Consider the following 16,087-nt stretch of genomic DNA (forward strand, 5'->3'; position numbering starts at 1 on the left):
GAGCCGGACCACCGTTCCCGGCTCCCCCGCAACGGCCCCTTCCGCACCCGAGCTCGCCGGGCAAGCGGCCCGAAGCGAAGAACGGTCGGTCAGCATCCGCCGGCGGCCTCCACGAGCATCCAGGGTGCCGGACCGGTGCCGTCGTGCCACGCCCGCAGGGCCGGCCGGCCGACGCACACGATGCCGCACTGTTCGGCGTACTCGGCGGCCGGCGCGGTGAAGTCGCTGGTGGTGACGAGGACCGCGACATCGGCCCCGTGCACGGTGAAGCACGTGCCGCCGAAGCGCTGCAGGTCCTGCGAACCGACCCGGTGCCCGTCGCCGTAGCGCTTGCACTGGATGACCACCCGCCGCCCGTCCGGCGTCACGGCGAGCACATCGGCGCCCAAGTCGCCCGCACCGCCGACGACTTCTACCCCGGTACAGCCGTCCCGTTCGCACAGCCCGGCCACGGCCCGCTCGAACTCGTCGGCGTCCAGGGCGTCGTAGTCGTACGCGCGGTCGTACCCGGCCGGCTCGACGAGGTCGCCGGCGGAGGGGGCGTCAGCCACGGGCGCCTCCCACTCCTCCAGCGCCGTGTGCACGCCCTCCTCCAGCGCCGCGGCGGCCCGCCGGGCGGGCCGGGCGCCGAAGAGGCGGCGCCGTCGGCGGCCCCACGCCAGGACGGCGGCGAGACCCGCCAGGCACAGCACGGCCACCCAGGCGGGGCGCCGCTCGGCGGTCCCGGCCAGCGTTCGGACGGCGAAGCCCAGGACGCACAGGAGCAGGGCGAGCAGCACGAAGAACAGGGCGGTCGCGCGTAGGTCGAACGACCGGCGGCCGGTGCGCGGACGTATGCGGCGTGCGGGCATGGTCACGAGGTGACGCCCCCTTCCCCTGGCGGAACGTGAAGATCACTTCCGTCTGCCCGCAAAGCCCGCGTCTCACCACACCACCGCGCGGAGCACCGTCCCGGCCGGTCTGCGAGGACCGGTCGGGCGTCCTCACCCGGCCGCGGGGTGGGGCACGGTGTCGGGCTCGGGGAGGTGCTGGGGGCGGGGGTGGGGGTCGGGGTGGCCGACGAGGTGGCGCAGTCGTCCGGTCCGGTGGGTGACGGGCTCGGCTCGGCCGTCGGGTCCGGTGAGGTGGACGGTGACGGGCTGCCCGTCGGCTGCCCGGGCGACCGGGAGGGCTCCGGGCTCGCCGGGGGCGTCGTCGGGGCGGAGGGGGACGGGGCCGGGGAGGCGGATGTCGGCGCGGGGGCCGGCGAGGGAGCGGAGGGGGACGGCCCGGGACGGCTTGGCGGGGCCGGGTCCGGGCCGACGATGATGTTCCCGTCACCGTCCCGCGCACCGCCGCCGTCCGCACCGCCGCCGTTCGCGCCGTCGGCGGGCTCGGTCGCCGGTGTGTCGCCGCCCGCGCCCGGGCTCCGGGGCGGCACCCCCGTGCCGTCCGGTACGGCGTGGACTCCCCCGCTGTAGAACTCCAGCCAGCGCCCCACCAGTTCGAGGTAGGGCCGCGAGTGGTTGTAGCTGAGGATCGCCGCGGCCCGGTCCGCGCTCCGGCCCAGGTCGCGGTCGCCCGCGCACAGGTAGTGTCCGGCCGCCAGGGCCGCGTCGAAGACGTTGTCCGGGTCGGCCCGGCCGTCGCCGTTGCCGTCCGTGCCCCAGCGGGCCCAGGTGGAGGGCAGGAACTGCATGGGACCCACCGCGCGGTCGTAGCGCCGGTCGCCGTCATGGGCCCCGCCGTCGGTGTCCCGGATCAGGGCGAAACCCCGGCCGTCGAGGGCCGGGCCGGTGATCCGGCGCGTGGTGGTGCCGTCCGGGGCGACCGCGCCGCCGCCCGCGTGACCGGATTCGACCTTGCCGATCGCCGCGAGCAGTTCCCAGGGCAGCCGGCAGCCGGGATCGGACCGGCCGACCGCGGCCTCGGCGGCCCGGTAGGCACGCAGCACCGTGGCCGGGATGCCGGCCTCGGAGCGCGTGTCACGCAGCACGGCCGGGGACACCACGCCGGACCGGGCGGCCAGGGGCGGCAGTTCGATGTGGTACGAACCGTCGCCCGGCGGGGCGGCTACGGCGTACGGGGCGTAGGGGGTGTTTGTGGCCGTCCGGCGTTCGCCGTCGGCCGGCGGGGCCGCGTGGGCGTCCTTCACCTCCTCGGTGAGGCCGGCGGGGCCGGGTGCCTGGGACGCGGTGAGGGCCGCCACGACCGTCGCGACGAGGGCGGTGGTCCGCAGCCCCTTGCGGGTCCGGCCGGGAAGCGGGCGTCGTACGCGGCGCATGGACATCGCTGGTGTCACTCCCGTGGTTGTCGTGGGCTTCGCGGTCGTGCGCTCGATGGCGTGGTCGAGTGGACGCGTGGTCAAGTGGGCGCGTGGTCGCGTGGTCGCGTCGTCCTCAGCGCCCGAAGGTGTCGATGCCGGAGACCAGCCACCGCCCGTCGCGGAGCACGACGTCCAGGGCGAGCATCGCTCCCGCGTACACGCCCTCGTCCTGTTTCCCGCGGGTCCCGGAGGTGCTGACGCTGCTCTGGTCGGCGTAGACCAGGACCCGGGCCCGGTCGCCGTCGACGCGTTCGACCGCGCTGTCGGTGACCGTCGTGGTGATCACCGCCTTCTGCGCGTCGGCCCGCTTGCGGACGTCGGCGAGCAGAGTGCGGTGCTGGGCGACGGCCTTACCGGTGAGCAGATCCCCGGCGGCCTTCCGGAGCGCGCCGGGGTCGGTGTGGTCGTAGGAGAAGAGCCGGTCGACGGCTTTGGCCGCCTGCCCCTTGATCTCGCTGGTGCGGGCGAGGTCGGTCAGCGCGGTGTTGCGCAGCGCGGGGTCGTCCCGCAGGGCCTCGGCCTTGGCGTGCGCCCAGCCGGCGAAGCCGCCGAGGAGGAGGGTGAGGGCACACAGGAGTGCCAAGGTCGTGCGGTGACGGGAGAGGGTCGTCTTTCCGGCGGGGGGCGGGGCGCCCTCCGGCTTCCGGTCCCGTGCCGTGTCCGGGGCCCTGACGGCCGTTCGTGCGGATCGGGGGCGTACGGCCGTGACGTGGGTACGGGGGCGAGGTGCCGTGCGCTCCGAGTGACCCGGCGGCTCGGCCTGCCCCGGCTGCCCGGGTCGGTCCTGCTGGACCGGGGCGGCGGCGGGCCGGGTGTCGCGCGACTGGCGGCGCCGCTCGCGGTTGATGTGGTGGCGGGTCGTCGACATCGTGCGGTGTCCTCTCGTGCGGGCGGCGGGCGCGGGCGGAACGGTCAGCCGGCCGAGGCGCCGCCCACCGGGGCCTGTCCCAGGGCGCTGAGCCGCCACTGGCTCTTGGTGCGGGTGAGTTCGCCGAACATCCGGCTGTCCTTCTCGGTCTTCGCCCCGTCGGACGCCTTGACGGTCACGCGGAGGGCGACCAGCACCCGGGCCCGCCCGGCACGGTCGTCGAGTTCGGTGACGGCGCCCGACAGCACCCGGGCCGTGGTGACCGTCTTCGCCGCCTTCACCTGCTCGGCGAACCGCTTCCGCCCCGAGGCCAGTTGCTCGCGCAGCTCGCCGGTGGTGGACGACTCCCACAGGTCGAGGCCGTGGTCCAGGTCGCGGTGGTCGAGGGTGTTGAGGTTCTGCACGGCCTGTTCCCCGGCGGCGAGCGCCTCGTCCCGCTGGGCGGCGTACGCGGACCGGTCGTCGTGGGCCGCTTCGTACCAGTCCTCGCCCGCCCACCCCGCGAAGCCCGCCGCGCAGAGGGCGAGGGCGAGGGACAGAGCGGTCAGCGGCCGGGGACGTCTCCCGGCGAGGACACGCGGGGTGCGTGGCATGAGGTTCTCCCGTCTCGCGCGCACGGTCAGCGGGCCTTGATGTCGACGATCCGCCAACGGTCCTTCACCAGCCGGGCCGTGACGGTGAGCTGGGCGGCGGCCGTGGTGGCCTTGCCGGTGCCGCGGCGGGAGGTCTGGTCGAGGAACACCAGCAGGCGCGCACGGTCTCCGGCGAGTTCGATCACGCCGGTGCGTACGGCCTTGGTGCCGAGGGTGATCCGCTGGCCGGCGAGGTCGTCGCGGATCCGGGCGAACAGCTCCCGGTACTGGCGGGCCGCGCGGCCGTCGAGCACGGTGCGTGCGGAGCGCTCGGCGGTCGCGGCGCCGTCGGGGGTGTAGGAGAAGACGCGGGCGAGGGCGTTGTCGATCTCCCCCGCGACCCGGGCGGTGGCCTCGGTGTCGGTGAGCGCGCGGTTACGAGCGGACTCCGTCGACCTCAGCTGGTGGGCGCCGTAGAGGAAGCCGCCCCCGCCGCACAGGAGTACGGCGACGACCCCCGCCGCGGCAGCCCCGCGCAGCCGGCCGCGCGCCGGCCGACGGGACACGCTCCCGCCCGGTTCCGACGGGGCGGCCCCGTCCACGGGGCTCTCCGGCTCCGCCTCCGAACCCGCCTCCGGCCCGGCGGGCCCGCCCTCGCGCGTCTCGCCCTGCGGACGCTCGTCCGCCTCCGGCCCGGCGGACTCGCCGACGGGCGTCACGGGCTCCGGCCGGGAATCCGCCCCGGCCTCGGCCGGCCCAGCCTCGCGCGCCTCGGCCGGCTCACCCTCGTCCGTCCCGGCCGGACCGGAACCGGCCGGCTCGCCCCCCGGCAACGCGGGGCCCGGCCGGGCCGCTTCCGTGGCGGGCGCGCCAGGCGCCGTCACGTCGTCGGCGGAGCCGGCCGTCCCGGTACGCGTGAGCGCCGGCGCCGGGGCGCGTCGCGGGCGGGTGAGTCTCATCGGCGCTCCTCCCCGTGCCCGGTCACCGGCACGGCGTTCAGGGCCCGTACCTTCCACTCCCCCGCGTCCGTGCGGGACAGGACGGCCTCCAGGCGTTTGCGGTCGGTGGCCGGCCGCCCGGTTCCCGCCGGGGTGACCTCGACGCTGACGGTGGCGATGAGCTTGGCCGTGCCGGCGCGGGTGTCGAGCGCGGTGACGGCGGCCTCGGTGACCGTGCCGCGGGCCGAGGCGCCCGCCTTCGGCTCCGTGCGGCCCAGTGCGTCGCGCAACGGCCCGGTCGACGCGGCGCGCCAGGCCCGGACGCCCGCCTCGGCCCGCTGCCGGGTGGAGGCGTCCAGGGTGGTGAGGACGGTGACGCCCGCGCGGCCCTCGGCGAGCGCCCGGTCCCGCTGCCGGCCGTAGGCGGCCGCGTCGTCGGTGCGGGCCTGCGCGTACGTCCACGCGCCGGTCGCGCAGAAGCCGGCCGCCAGCACGAGCCCCGCGCCCGCGAGGAGCCTGGCCGCCCTCACCGTATGCTCCCGGTGCCGGGCAGGAGGAGGTCCGCCAGGTCGTTCGGCGCCGCCCCGTCCTGGCCGGGCAGGGCGAGGGCGCCGGGCAGCGCGGTGGCGGTGCCGCCCGGTGCCGTCGCGCCGCCGGAGGGCAGGGAGCCGGGCCTCGCCGGGTCGGGGACCGGGCCGCCCTTGGGGGCGTGTGCCGAGCCGCGTACGTTGTAGCCGTCCGCGGCGGAGGCGGTGCACGCCGCGCCGGTGTTGAGGGCGGGCGCGGTGCCGAGGTCGAGTCCGTTGCGGTAGCGGGTGGCGCCGTAACCGGCGGTGCAGGGCAGGGGCTTGAAGAAGGTGACGGCCATGCCGAGGTTCAGCTTCCCTCCGTCGACGGCGGTGGCCCCGGCGGACACGGCCGCGGGGTACTTCACGAGCAGTTCCTCCAGGCCGCGCTGCCGGGTGACGGCGATCTCCGAGGTGGTGAGCAGGTTGGCGAGGACGACGCCGAGGCTCGGATCGAGGTCCCGCAGGACCGCGCTGACCTGGGTGGCGGCCTCGGGCGCGGTGGCGAGGAGGCGGCGCAGGTCGGCGTCGGAGCCCTTGAGGGTGCGGGCCAGTTCCTCGGCTCCGCCGGCGAAGTCCCGGATGGCGCGGGCCTCTTCGGCCTGCGTGCGCAGCACGGTCTCGCCGTCGGCGAGGAGCCGGGTGGTGGCGGGCAGGCTGCGGTCGGCGGCCCGCAGGAAGGCGTCACCGCTGTCGAGCAGCGCCTGGAGGTCGTCGCCGTGCCCTTCGAAGGTCTTGCCGAACTCGTCGACGACCGTGCGCAGGTCCTCCAGCGGTACGGACCGGGTCAGGTCGTCGATGCCGGCGAGTACGTCCGTGACGGGTGCGGGGACCTGTGTGTCGGTCTGTTCGATCCGGGCGCCGTCGGCGAGGTAGGGGCCGTCGTCGCCGCGCGGGCGCAGGTCGATGTACTGCTCGCCGACGGCGGAGAGTCCGGCGACGACGGCACGGGCGTCGGCGGGTATGCGCGGGGCGGACTTCTTGATGCGCAGTTCGGCCACGACACCGTCCGCGGTGAGGCCGATCGGTCCGACGCGGCCCACGGAGACGCCCCGGTAGGTGACGTCGGAGTGGGTGAACAGGCCGCCGGTCTGCGGCAGCAGCACATCGACCGTGTAGTAGTCGGCGACCCCGGCGTACCGGCCGAGGTCGGCGTAGCGGATGCCGAGGTAGGAGCAGGCGAGCACGGCGATGAGGAGGAAGGCGAGGTTCTTCAGCCGGACGGCGCGGGTGATCACCCGAGTTCACCTCCCGGCGTGGGTGCCCCGGAGCCGGTGCCGGTGGAGGCGGGGGCGGGGGCGGAGACGGCGGGCAGGGGCAGCGGCGAGGTGGGGGCCGGGGCGGTGCGGCGTGCCTTGCCGGTGCCGTCGCGGGCGGTCGTGCCGGGCTGTGCGCTCGCCGTCGGGGCGGGCGTGCTCCGCGGCACCAGCGGCGGGATGATCCGCGTTCCCGGCGCGGCCGTCATCTCCAGGTAGACGTTGAGGTAGTCGCCCTTGACCCCGCGGAGCACCTCGTCGGTGAACGGGTAGGTGAGCAGCACCTGGAGCGAGTCGGGCAGGTCCGTGCCCGCGTCCGCGAGGGCCTTCAGGGTGGGCGCGAGGGCCTTGAGGTCGGCGATCATGTCGTCCTTGCTCGCGTCGATGGTGGCGACGGCGACCTCGGAGAGCGTGTCGAGGGAGCGCAGCATGGTCAGCAGCGAGCCGCGTTGCCGGTCCAGGGTCTTCAGTCCGGGGGAGAGGTCGGTGAGGACGGTGGCGACGTCGTCCTCGCGGGTGGCGAGGGTCGCGGAGAGCCGGTTGACGGCGTCGAGCGCGTCGGTGATGTCGCCCCGGTGGTCGTCGAGGTCGGTCACCAGGGTGTCGACCCGTTTCAGTACGGAGCGGACGTCGCCCTCGCGGCCGCCGAGCGCCTGGTTCAGTTCCCGGGTGATGGTCTTGAGCTGGTTGACGCCGCCGCCGTTGAGCAGCAGGGACAGCGCGCCGAACACCTCCTCGACCTCGGTGTTGCGGCTGGTGCGGGAGACCGGGATGACGGCGCCGTCCGCCAGCCGCCCGGCGCCGGTCTCCCGGGCGGGCGCGGTGAGCTGGATGTACTTCTCGCCGAGCAGACTGGACTGCTCCACCCGGACGGTGGCGTCGGCGGGCAGCCGTACCGCGCCGTTGATCTTCATGGTGACGCGGGCGGACCAGCCGTCGAGTTCGATGCCGGTGACCCGGCCGACGGCGACGTCGTTGACCTTCACCGCCGCCTGCGGCACCAGGCTGAGCACGTCGCGCAGTTCCGCCGTGACGGTGTACGGGTGGTCGCCGAGGTCGGCGCCGCCGGGCAGCGGCAGTTCCTGGACGCCGTCGAAGCGCGTCAGCCCGAGGGTGGCCGCGCCGAGGGTCAGGGCCAGGCCGAGGGCGAGCAGTCCGCCGACGGTGAGGCGGGCCGCGCCCGGTTTGGTCAGCGTCCGCCCGCGGACCGCCTCGGCCGGCGGGTCGGTGGGCCGGGTGAGGAGTTTCATCGCTGTCCCTTCCCGGTTGCCGTGGTGCCGTCCACCGGGTACAGCGGCAGCAGCGGGCCGCCCAGGCTGATCTCGTTGAGGTTGGCGCGGCCGTCGAGGGTGCGGGTGTCGGGGTTGTAGGCGTTCACGACGTTGCCCGCGGCCAGCGGCGCCACGTCCAGGGCCTCGGCGAGGGAGGCCCGCTGCTCGACCAGGGTCCGGGTGAGGGGGACGAGCCGGTCCACGTTCTCCTTCAGCGCGCCCCGGTTGTCCTCGATGAAGGTCTTGACCCGGCCCAGGGCGGTGCCGAGTTCGGCCAGGGCGCCCGCGAGGTCGTCCTTGTTGTCGGCGAAGACGCCGACGACCTCGGCCAGGCGTTCCTGGGCGGTGCGCACGTCGTCGTCCTTCTCCTTGAGCATGGTGGTGAAGGTCTGGAGCCGGCTCAGCGTGTCGAACAGGTCGTCGCTGCTGCCGTCGAGGGTCTTGGCCGCCTTGCCGAACTGCTCGATGCTGTCGCCGATGGCCTCGCCGTTGCCGTGGAGGTTGGCCGCCCCGGTGCGCAGCAGGCCGGACAGCGCGCCGGTGGAGTTGGCGCCGTCCGGGCCGAGCGCCCGGCTGAGTTCGGTGATCGAGTCGTAGAGCTGGTCTATCTCGACGGGGGTGCGGTTGCGGGCGGCGGGCAGGACGGCGCCGTCGGCGAGGGCCGGGCCGTCGCGGTAGGCGGGGGTGAGCTGCACATACCGGTCGGAGACGACGCTCGGTGCGACGACGACGGCACGGGCGCCGTCGGGCACCTTGACGCCCTCGTCGAGGCGGAGCCCGACCCGTACCGTGGTGCCCTGCGGCCGCACCGACTCGACCTCACCGACCCGTACGCCGAGGATCCGCAGGTCGGATCCGGGGTAGACGCCGACGGCGCGGTCGAAGTAGGCGGTGAGGCGGGTGCCGTCGGAGCCGAGGACCCCTGCGGCGGCCAGCCCGGCGGCGATCAGCACCGTCAGGGCGAGCGCGCAGGCGAGGAGTTTCCGGCGGGTGCTCATCGCTCACCTTTCCGCTCGGCCGCGGCCGGCTGTTTCGGCGGCACGCAGCCGGTCGAGGGCCGGGACGCCTCGGGCAGATAGGCGCGGGGGACGACGCCGCACAGGTAGCTGTCGAACCAGCGGCCGTTGCCGAGGGTGTTGCCGACGAGGCGGTAGTAGGGGCCGGCCAGCGCGAGGGTCTTGCCGAGCTGGGCGCTGTTCTTCTCCAGGACGGTGGTGACCCGGCCGAGCGCGTCGAGGGTGGGACCCAGCTGCCGGTCGTTGTCCTCGACCAGGCCGCCGAGTTCGGTGCCGAGGTCCCGGCTCCCTTCGAGCAGCGCCTGGATGGCGTCGCGGCGGTCGCGCAACTCGCCGAGCAGGGAGCCGCCGTCCCGCAGGAGGATCTCGAAACTGGACTTCTTGTCCTTCAGCGTCTGGCTGAACCGGGCGCTGCCGCGCAGGAGTTCGGCGAGTTCGGTGTCGCGCCGGGAGACGGTCTCCGACAGCGCGGACAGGCCGTCGGCGGCCTTGCGCACGTGGGGCGGGGAGTTGGCGAAGGTCTTGGAGATGGTCTCGAAGCTGTCCGCGAGTTTCCGGGTGTCGAGGGCGTCGATGGTGCCGCCGAGGTCCTGGAACGCCTGGGTCACGTCGTACGGGGAGGTGGTGCGGGTCAGCGGGATGCGGCGGCCGGGGTCCTGGCGGGCGGCGCCGAGCGGGTCGAGCGCCAGGTACTTGTCGCCGAGGACGGTCTTGATGGCGATGGCCGCGGTCGTCCGGTCGCCGATCCAGGCGTCCTCGACCTCGAAGCTGACCTTGACCTTGGGGCCGTCGAGGGCGACGCCGGTGACCTCCCCGACCTTGACGCCGGCGACGCGGACCTCGTCACCCTCGTCCAGTCCGGCCGCCTCCGAGAAGTCGGCGCTGTAGGTGGTGCCGCCGCCGAACGGCAGCCGGTCCAGCCGCAGGACGAGGGCGGCGAGCAGGGCGAGGGCGAGCAGTCCGACGACGCCCACGGCACGGGGGTCCCGTTCCCTGACCGGCTTGAAGCGCGGGCGCCGGGCCGCGTCCGGGCGGCCGGTGCCGGCGCGCCGTGCGAAGGGTCTCATCCGCGGCACCTCGATTCGGTGAGCGCGATACCGGTCGGCGCCTTCGAGCCGTCGGAGGTGGTCACGCCGCTCACCCGTGCCTCGCACAGGTAGAGGTTGAACCACGATCCGTAGGAGGAGAGCCGGGCCAGGGCGGACATCTTGGCGGGGCTGCGGTCGAGGAAGTCCTCGATCTGCGGGGTGTGTTCGGCCAGGCCCGTCGACAGCCGGCCCAGTTCGCGGATGTCCTTCTTCAGGGGTGCGCGGCCGTCCTGGAGGAGCCCGGCGGTGACGGTGGTCAGCTCGCCCATGGCCTGGACGGCTTCGCCGAGGGGTTCGCGGTCCTCGTCGAAGCCGGTGACGAGGGACCGCAGGGTGGCGACCAGGTCGTCGAAGCCGGCCTCGCGTTCGTTGAGGGTCCGCAGGACGGTGCCGAGGTTCTCGACCACCTCGCCGATCACCTTGTCCTTCGCGGCGACGGTGGTGCTGAGCGAGCCGACGTGGCGGATCAGGCTGTCGACGGTGGCGCCCTCGCCCTGCAGCACCTGGACGATGGAACCGGCGAGTTCGTTGACGTCCTTCGGGGAGAGTCCTTCGAACAGCGGCTTGAACCCGTTGAAGAGCAGGGTCAGGTCCAGGGCGGGGGTGGTGCGCTCCAGCGGGATGGTGTCGCCCGGCCGGAGGGTGCCGGTGAGGTCGCCGGTGCCCCGGTCGAGGGCCACGTAGCGCTGGCCGACCATGTTGAGGTACTTCACGGCGGCGGTGGCCGACCGGGGCAGCCGGCGGTCCTCACGGACGGTGAAGGTGACCTGTGCGGTGCGGTGGCGGACGACCCGCACATCGGTCACCTCACCGACCTTCACCCCGGAGATCCGCACGCCGGCGCCCTCGTCGAGGCCGGTGACGTCGGTGAACAGCGCCCGGTACGTGGCGGTGCCGCCGCCGATGCCGGTGTCGGCGACGCTGAGGCCGAGCACGGCGGTGGCGAGGCCGGTCACCATCACGAAGGCGAGCGACTTCAGCAGCGGCCCGGCCAGGGAGCGCCGCCGGGTGTGGGCGTGGTCGGGGGCGGTCATCCGAGGGTCACCTCCGTGCCCCGGTAGGCCGGGCCGGCCAGCAGGCTGCTCCAGTCGGGCAGTTCGCCGGGGGGCCGGCCGGTGGCGGGGGCCAGCAGTTCGTCGATGAGGGCGTTCTCCTGCGGGGTGTTGGCCGGGCCCAGGTCGGCGCCGGTTCCCGGGTACGCCGTCATGGCGGGTTCCGCGGCGGTGCCCAGGTAGGGCACGGGGTGGCAGCGGGGGCCGCCTCCGGCGTCGTAGACCGGGGTGTCGCGGCCGGGGCGGTAGGCGCCGCGCGAGGGCACGGCGGTGACGTCGACGTGGATGCCGGGCCGGTCGGTGCCCTTGCCGAGCGCCTTGTCCATGGCGGGCACGAACTCGGCGAGGGTGCGCAGGGTGCAGGGGAAGGACGGGGAGTACTCGGCGAGCAGTTCCAGGGTGGGCCGGCTCGCGGCGCTGAGCTGGATTATGTTCTCCGCGTTCCGCTGGAGGAAGGCGGTCATGTCCTCGGCCGCCTTGGTGGTGGCGCCCAAGGTGCCGGCGAGTTCGGCCTCCCGCTCGGCGAGGGTGCCGCTGGTGGTGGTGAAGTCGGTGAGCGCGGTGAGGATGTCGGGGGCGGCGTCCGCGTAGACATGGCTGACCTTCACCAGTTCCTTGAGGTCGCGGTTGAGCGTGGGCAGCTGGGGGTTGAACCGGCGCAGGTGCGCGTCGAGCCGGGTGAGGGTGGCGCCGAGCCGCTCGCCGCGCCCCTCCAGGGCCTGGGAGACGGCGGAGAGGGTGGCGGAGAGCTTCTGCGGCTGGACCGCGGTGAGCATCGGCAGCACGTTGTCGAGGACCTGCTGGAGTTCCACGGCGTTCGCGGAGCGGTCCTGCGGGATGACGGCCCCGGCGGCCAGCGGCCGGGGCGAGGGGCGCGCGGGCGGCACGAGCGCGACGTACCGTTCGCCGAACAGCGTGGTCGGCAGCATCTGCGCGCGCACGTCGGACGGCACCCGGTCGAGGGCGCCGGGTTTCATGGCGAGGGTGAGCCGGGCGCCGTCGCCGGTGGCGTGGACGGCGCGGACCTCGCCGACGACGACGCCGCGCAGTTTGACCTCGGCGCCCAGGTGCATCTCGTTGCCGACGCTGCCGGTCTCGACGACCACCGGGGCGGAGTCGGTGAACCTCTTGTCGTAGACGGCGACGGCCAGCCAGATCAGCAGGGCGGGCACCAGCAGGAACACCACACCGGCGAAGCGGCGGCGCAGCGTGTCGCCTCGTGGTCGGCTCATCTCACCCCGCCACCTTCACGGTCGTGGTCGCACCCCACAGGGCGAGCGACAGGAAGAAGTCGGTGACGCTGATCAGCACGATGGCGTTGCGTACGGACCGGCCCACGGCGACGCCGACGCCGGCCGGGCCGCCGGCGGCGCGGTAGCCGTAGTAGCAGTGCGCGAGGATCACCATCACGCTGAAGATCAGCACCTTCAGCACGGACAGGAGCACGTCCGTCGGGGAGAGGAACAGGTTGAAGTAGTGGTCGTACGTGCCCCGGGACTGGCCGTTGAACAGGACGGTGACCAGGCGGGAGGACAGGTAGGAGGAGAGCAGGCCGATCGCGTAGAGGGGGATGATGGCGACGACCCCGGCGATGACGCGGGTGGTGACGAGGTAGGGCATGGAGCGGATGCCCATGCCCTCGAGGGCATCGACCTCCTCGTTGATGCGCATGGCGCCGAGCTGCGCGGTGAAACCGGCGCCGACGGTCGCGGAGAGGGCGAGTCCGGCGACGAGGGGGGCGATCTCGCGGGTGTTGAAGTAGGCGGAGACGAATCCGGTGAACGCGGCGGTGCCGATCTGGTCGAGGGCCGCGTACCCCTGGAGTCCGACGACGGTCCCGGTGAACAGGGTCATCGCGATCATCACGCCGATGGTGCCGCCGATGACGCCGAGCCCTCCGGTGCCGAAGGCGACCTCGGCGAGGAGACGCTGGACCTCTTTGAGATAGCGGCGCAGGGCGCGCGGGACCCACAGCAGGGCCCGGGTGTAGAAGAGCAGGTGGTCACCGGAGCGGTCGAGCCAGGCGAGCGGGGAGGCCATCGCGGGTCAGCCCCCCTTCGGCGGGACGATCCGGAGGTACAGGACCGTCATGACCATGTTGACGAAGAAGAGCAGGAGGAAGGTGATGACCACGGACTGGTTGACGGCGTCGCCGACCCCCTTGGGACCGCCGCGCGGGTTGAGTCCCCGGAAGGCGGCGACGATGCCCGCGATGAACCCGAAGACGAGTGCCTTGAGTTCGCTGATGTAGAGGTCGGCCGGCTGGGCGAGGGAGGAGAAGCTGGACAGGTAGGCGGCGGGGGTGCCGTCCTGCAGGATGACGTTGAAGAAGTAGCCGCCGAGGGTGCCGACGACGGAGACCAGGCCGTTGAGCAGGACCGCCACGCCCATGGTGGCCAGCACCCGGGGCACGACCAGGCGCTGCACGGGCGAGACGCCCATGACCTCCATGGCCTCCAGCTCTTCGCGGATCTTGCGGGAGCCCAGGTCGGCGCAGATGGCGGAGCCGCCGGCGCCGGCGATCAGCAGGGCGACGATGAGCGGGCTGGCCTGCTGGACGACGGCGAGCACGCTGGCGCCGCCGGTGAAGGACTGGGCGCCCAGTTGCCGGGTGAGCGAGCCGACCTGGAGCGCGATGACCGCGCCGAAGGGGATGGAGACGAGGGCGGCGGGCAGGATGGTGACTCCGGCGACGAACCAGAACTGCTCGATGAACTCGCGGAACTGGAAGGGCCGCCGGAAGATGGCACGGCCGACCTCGACGGCGAGCGCGAAGAGCCGCCCGGTCTGCCGCAGCGCTCCGGTGATCATGCGCCGCCCCCGGCGGCGGGGATCGGCCGGGTGGGTGTCGCGGCACCGTCCGCGTAGGTCCGCAGGATGGCGGCGCGGGCGGCGGAGGGCAGTTGGTCGATCATGCGCAGGACGCGTTCCCGCCGCCGGGTGACGGCGCGGCGGTGCGGCAGGCCGGGCGACGGCTCCAGCTGCGGGACGATCCTGCGGGGCTCGGCGGCGCGGGCGGTGCTCGCCTCGGCCGCGAGGGTGGCCGCGTCCTTCTCCTCCGACATCCCGATGGGGCCTTCGCGCCGGCCGTCGAGGAACTGGGCGACCACCGGTTCCTCGCTGGTGAGCAGCACCTCGCGCGGGCCGAAGGTGACGAGTTCGCGCCGGAACAGCATCCCCATGTTGTCGGGCACGGTGGCGGCGATGTCGAGGTTGTGGGTGACGATCAGCATCGTCGCGTCGAGCTGCGCGTTCAGGTCGATCAGCAGCTGGGAGAGGTAGGCGGTGCGGACCGGGTCGAGGCCGGAGTCCGGTTCGTCGCAGAGGATGATCTGCGGGTCCAGCACGAGCGCGCGGGCCAGTCCGGCGCGTTTGCGCATGCCTCCGCTGATCTCCCCCGGCAGTTTGCCCTCCGCGCCCAGCAGTCCGACGATCTCGATCCGCTCCATGACGATGCGGCGGATCTCGGACTCCTTCTTGCGGGTGTGCTCGCGCAACGGGAAGGCGATATTGTCGAACAGCGACATGGATCCGAACAGGGCCCCGTCCTGGAACATGAGCCCGAATAACTTACGGGTCTCGTAGATTTCCCGCTCGGGGCTGTTCACCATGTCCACCCCATTGATGAGCACCCGGCCTTTCTCGGGTTTGAGCAGTCCGACGAGCGACTTCAGGAAGACGGTCTTCCCGGTGCCGGACGGCCCCAGCATGACGCTTACTTCTCCGGCCGGAAGAGTGAGTGTCACGTCCCGCCAGATGCTCTGCTTACCGAAGGACTTGGTCAGGCCCTCGACCACCACTTCGACGCCCATATCACCTCCAGCGGACGCAGGTCGGTTCCGTGTTCGCGGGTACGCGCCGCGACTCGGCGCGCGGCACGCCGGCATCGGGTGCGGTGCCGCAACTCCCGCCGCCGTCCCGGTGTTTGTCACCGCGCAGACAACCCCGCTCCGTCCGTCCGTGCCTCGGCGGAGACAGGGCGGGCCGGCGGCCGAAGAGCGTCCGCCACGGCTCGGCCGGCGGGGTCGCCGACCTGGCACCGAGCACCGCACCGGCACGTTACGGCCCAGTAACCGCGGTGGGCAATACAGGGTTGCAGGTTTTCGGTGAGTCCCGGTTCGGCCATGCGAAATCTGTCACGGCGCAGACAAACCCGCCCGCGGAACTTGTCGCCGAGTGAGCGATCCGGCCCCGTGCGGGCAGGCCGGGGGCACCCCCTCCCCCACCGCCTAAGGCCCCCGGGTTTGGCAGCGGATGACTAAGACCGGCCATGGATCACTCACCCCGGAAAGAGATGGTTCCTCTTTTCAAAGAATCATGAACAACGGCATTGTTCGGCGAAGTTTCCCGCCAGTAACGTCATGGTTCGCGGACGGGGAACACCGAGCCGCGGGCCGCACACCCTCGAACGATTCGGCGGCGGCCCATCCCTGCCGTTCAACCACAAGGAGAGCCCTGACGCCATGAAGAAGCACACGAGAAGGCTCGCCGTCGTGGCGGGTGCGGCCGCGGCCGCCTTCGGTCTCACCGCCGGTCCCGCCTCGGCGGTTCCCTCCACGACCTGGACCGTCACCCCGACGGGCAGTTACACGGCGACGAACAGCGGCAACATCGTGCTGACCGCGACCATTCCGATGACGTGCACGACCTCCGGCGCGTCCGGCACCATGTCCAACGCCACCGGCAACCCGGCCACGGTCGCCACCATCAGCGCGATCACCTTCGGCACCTCGGCCTCGCCGTGCACCAGCGTCCTGGGCAACGTCAGCACCGTGGCGGTCACCCCCTGGACGGTCGTCGCCCAGGACTACAACGCCACGACCGGTGTCACCACGGGCTACGTCGGCAACGTCAAGGCCAACGTGACCGCGGGCGCGTGCAAGTTCACCGTGACGGGCAAGGCGTCGGGCACCTACACCAACTCCTCGGGCGTCCTGGCGGTCAACAGCGTCGCGGGCGATCTGGTGGTCAGCTCCAACCCGGCCCCCGTCAACTGCGGCACGGTGGTCACCACCTCCACCAAGCCCACCTTCAAGGGCAACTACGTCATCAAGGCCTCCAACGGCACCATCCCGAAGATCGTCGGCTCCAACCCGTAAGGCGCCGCCGTCCGCGTCCGCCCGGCCGGTCACGCACCCCGGCCGGGCGGACGCGG

At 73.4% G+C, this 16,087-nt stretch carries 16 protein-coding genes; 1 reads left to right on the top strand and 15 read right to left on the bottom strand.

Annotation, left to right across the window (positions count from 1 at the left end; translation table 11 throughout):
- Positions 1 to 89 precede the first annotated feature (89 nt).
- The 15 genes from ACSURM_RS05655 to ACSURM_RS05725 all read right to left on the bottom strand — a co-directional run bounded on the left by ACSURM_RS05655 (position 90) and on the right by ACSURM_RS05725 (position 14,744).
- Positions 90 to 857, bottom strand: coding sequence for a restriction endonuclease (locus tag ACSURM_RS05655; protein WP_436953847.1), 768 nt, complete (start codon positions 855 to 857; stop codon positions 90 to 92).
- Positions 854 to 2,269 (bottom strand): lytic transglycosylase domain-containing protein, encoded by a 1,416-nt coding sequence (locus ACSURM_RS05660; protein WP_436953848.1) that lies wholly within the window; start codon positions 2,267 to 2,269, stop codon positions 854 to 856. The genes ACSURM_RS05655 and ACSURM_RS05660 overlap by 4 nt, the downstream gene beginning before the upstream one ends.
- Positions 2,270 to 2,378: 109 nt before the next feature.
- On the bottom strand, positions 2,379 to 3,173 hold the full coding sequence (locus ACSURM_RS05665) for a hypothetical protein (RefSeq protein ID WP_436953849.1): 795 nt from the start codon (positions 3,171 to 3,173) through the stop codon (positions 2,379 to 2,381).
- 44 nt (positions 3,174 to 3,217) lie between these two features.
- Positions 3,218 to 3,766: a hypothetical protein gene (locus tag ACSURM_RS05670; protein ID WP_436953850.1), complete on the bottom strand. Its 549-nt coding sequence runs from the start codon at positions 3,764 to 3,766 to the stop codon at positions 3,218 to 3,220.
- 26 nt (positions 3,767 to 3,792) lie between these two features.
- Complete coding sequence (locus ACSURM_RS05675; RefSeq protein ID WP_436960938.1) at positions 3,793 to 4,464, bottom strand: hypothetical protein; 672 nt, start codon at positions 4,462 to 4,464, stop codon at positions 3,793 to 3,795.
- A gap of 236 nt (positions 4,465 to 4,700) precedes the next feature.
- A complete protein-coding gene (locus ACSURM_RS05680) occupies positions 4,701 to 5,213 on the bottom strand; it encodes a hypothetical protein (protein WP_436953851.1) in 513 nt (170 codons plus the stop codon).
- Complete coding sequence (locus ACSURM_RS05685) at positions 5,210 to 6,487, bottom strand: MCE family protein (RefSeq protein WP_436953852.1); 1,278 nt, start codon at positions 6,485 to 6,487, stop codon at positions 5,210 to 5,212. The genes ACSURM_RS05680 and ACSURM_RS05685 overlap by 4 nt, the downstream gene beginning before the upstream one ends.
- Complete coding sequence (locus tag ACSURM_RS05690) at positions 6,484 to 7,755, bottom strand: MCE family protein (RefSeq protein WP_436953853.1); 1,272 nt, start codon at positions 7,753 to 7,755, stop codon at positions 6,484 to 6,486. Before ACSURM_RS05690 ends, ACSURM_RS05685 begins: the two co-directional genes overlap by 4 nt.
- Positions 7,752 to 8,774 (bottom strand): MCE family protein, encoded by a 1,023-nt coding sequence (locus ACSURM_RS05695; protein ID WP_436953854.1) that lies wholly within the window; start codon positions 8,772 to 8,774, stop codon positions 7,752 to 7,754. The genes ACSURM_RS05690 and ACSURM_RS05695 overlap by 4 nt, the downstream gene beginning before the upstream one ends.
- A complete protein-coding gene (locus ACSURM_RS05700) occupies positions 8,771 to 9,859 on the bottom strand; it encodes an MCE family protein (RefSeq protein WP_436953855.1) in 1,089 nt (362 codons plus the stop codon). The genes ACSURM_RS05695 and ACSURM_RS05700 overlap by 4 nt, the downstream gene beginning before the upstream one ends.
- Positions 9,856 to 10,914, bottom strand: coding sequence for an MCE family protein (locus tag ACSURM_RS05705; protein WP_436953856.1), 1,059 nt, complete (start codon positions 10,912 to 10,914; stop codon positions 9,856 to 9,858). Before ACSURM_RS05705 ends, ACSURM_RS05700 begins: the two co-directional genes overlap by 4 nt.
- Positions 10,911 to 12,164, bottom strand: coding sequence for an MCE family protein (locus ACSURM_RS05710; protein ID WP_436953857.1), 1,254 nt, complete (start codon positions 12,162 to 12,164; stop codon positions 10,911 to 10,913). Before ACSURM_RS05710 ends, ACSURM_RS05705 begins: the two co-directional genes overlap by 4 nt.
- A gap of 1 nt (position 12,165) precedes the next feature.
- Positions 12,166 to 12,972 (bottom strand): MlaE family ABC transporter permease, encoded by an 807-nt coding sequence (locus ACSURM_RS05715; RefSeq protein WP_436953858.1) that lies wholly within the window; start codon positions 12,970 to 12,972, stop codon positions 12,166 to 12,168.
- A 6-nt stretch (positions 12,973 to 12,978) separates the two neighbouring features.
- The gene (locus tag ACSURM_RS05720) at positions 12,979 to 13,743 is read right to left on the bottom strand and encodes an MlaE family ABC transporter permease (RefSeq protein ID WP_359042763.1); all 765 of its coding nucleotides are present in this window, start codon (positions 13,741 to 13,743) and stop codon (positions 12,979 to 12,981) included.
- Positions 13,740 to 14,744 carry an ABC transporter ATP-binding protein gene (locus tag ACSURM_RS05725; protein WP_436953859.1) on the bottom strand — a complete coding sequence of 335 codons (1,005 nt, stop codon included), beginning with the start codon at positions 14,742 to 14,744 and terminating at the stop codon, positions 13,740 to 13,742. The genes ACSURM_RS05720 and ACSURM_RS05725 overlap by 4 nt, the downstream gene beginning before the upstream one ends.
- A 651-nt stretch (positions 14,745 to 15,395) precedes the next feature.
- Here ACSURM_RS05725 and ACSURM_RS05730 point away from each other — a divergent pair.
- Entirely contained in the window at positions 15,396 to 16,031 is a 636-nt protein-coding gene (locus ACSURM_RS05730) for a hypothetical protein (RefSeq protein WP_436953860.1), read from the top strand.
- The last annotated feature ends 56 nt before the right edge of the window (positions 16,032 to 16,087 follow it).

The sequence above is a fragment of the Streptomyces sp. SudanB182_2057 genome (assembly GCF_964272715.1).
GTDB classification, from domain to species: domain Bacteria; phylum Actinomycetota; class Actinomycetes; order Streptomycetales; family Streptomycetaceae; genus Streptomyces; species Streptomyces rubradiris.

Excerpts from the sequence above, each read along its gene's own strand:
- ACSURM_RS05660 (WP_436953848.1), bottom strand. The coding sequence starts at position 2,269 with ATGTCCATGCGCCGCGTACGACGCCCGCTTCCCGGCCGGACCCGCAAG.
- ACSURM_RS05665 (WP_436953849.1), bottom strand. The coding sequence starts at position 3,173 with ATGTCGACGACCCGCCACCACATCAACCGCGAGCGGCGCCGCCAGTCG.
- ACSURM_RS05670 (WP_436953850.1), bottom strand. The coding sequence starts at position 3,766 with ATGCCACGCACCCCGCGTGTCCTCGCCGGGAGACGTCCCCGGCCGCTG.
- ACSURM_RS05690 (WP_436953853.1), bottom strand. The coding sequence starts at position 7,755 with ATGAAACTCCTCACCCGGCCCACCGACCCGCCGGCCGAGGCGGTCCGC.
- ACSURM_RS05695 (WP_436953854.1), bottom strand. The coding sequence starts at position 8,774 with ATGAGCACCCGCCGGAAACTCCTCGCCTGCGCGCTCGCCCTGACGGTG.
- ACSURM_RS05700 (WP_436953855.1), bottom strand. The coding sequence starts at position 9,859 with ATGAGACCCTTCGCACGGCGCGCCGGCACCGGCCGCCCGGACGCGGCC.
- ACSURM_RS05705 (WP_436953856.1), bottom strand. The coding sequence starts at position 10,914 with ATGACCGCCCCCGACCACGCCCACACCCGGCGGCGCTCCCTGGCCGGG.
- ACSURM_RS05710 (WP_436953857.1), bottom strand. The coding sequence starts at position 12,164 with ATGAGCCGACCACGAGGCGACACGCTGCGCCGCCGCTTCGCCGGTGTG.
- ACSURM_RS05715 (WP_436953858.1), bottom strand. The coding sequence starts at position 12,972 with ATGGCCTCCCCGCTCGCCTGGCTCGACCGCTCCGGTGACCACCTGCTC.
- ACSURM_RS05720 (WP_359042763.1), bottom strand. The coding sequence starts at position 13,743 with ATGATCACCGGAGCGCTGCGGCAGACCGGGCGGCTCTTCGCGCTCGCC.
- ACSURM_RS05725 (WP_436953859.1), bottom strand. The coding sequence starts at position 14,744 with ATGGGCGTCGAAGTGGTGGTCGAGGGCCTGACCAAGTCCTTCGGTAAG.
- ACSURM_RS05730 (WP_436953860.1), top strand. The coding sequence starts at position 15,396 with ATGAAGAAGCACACGAGAAGGCTCGCCGTCGTGGCGGGTGCGGCCGCG.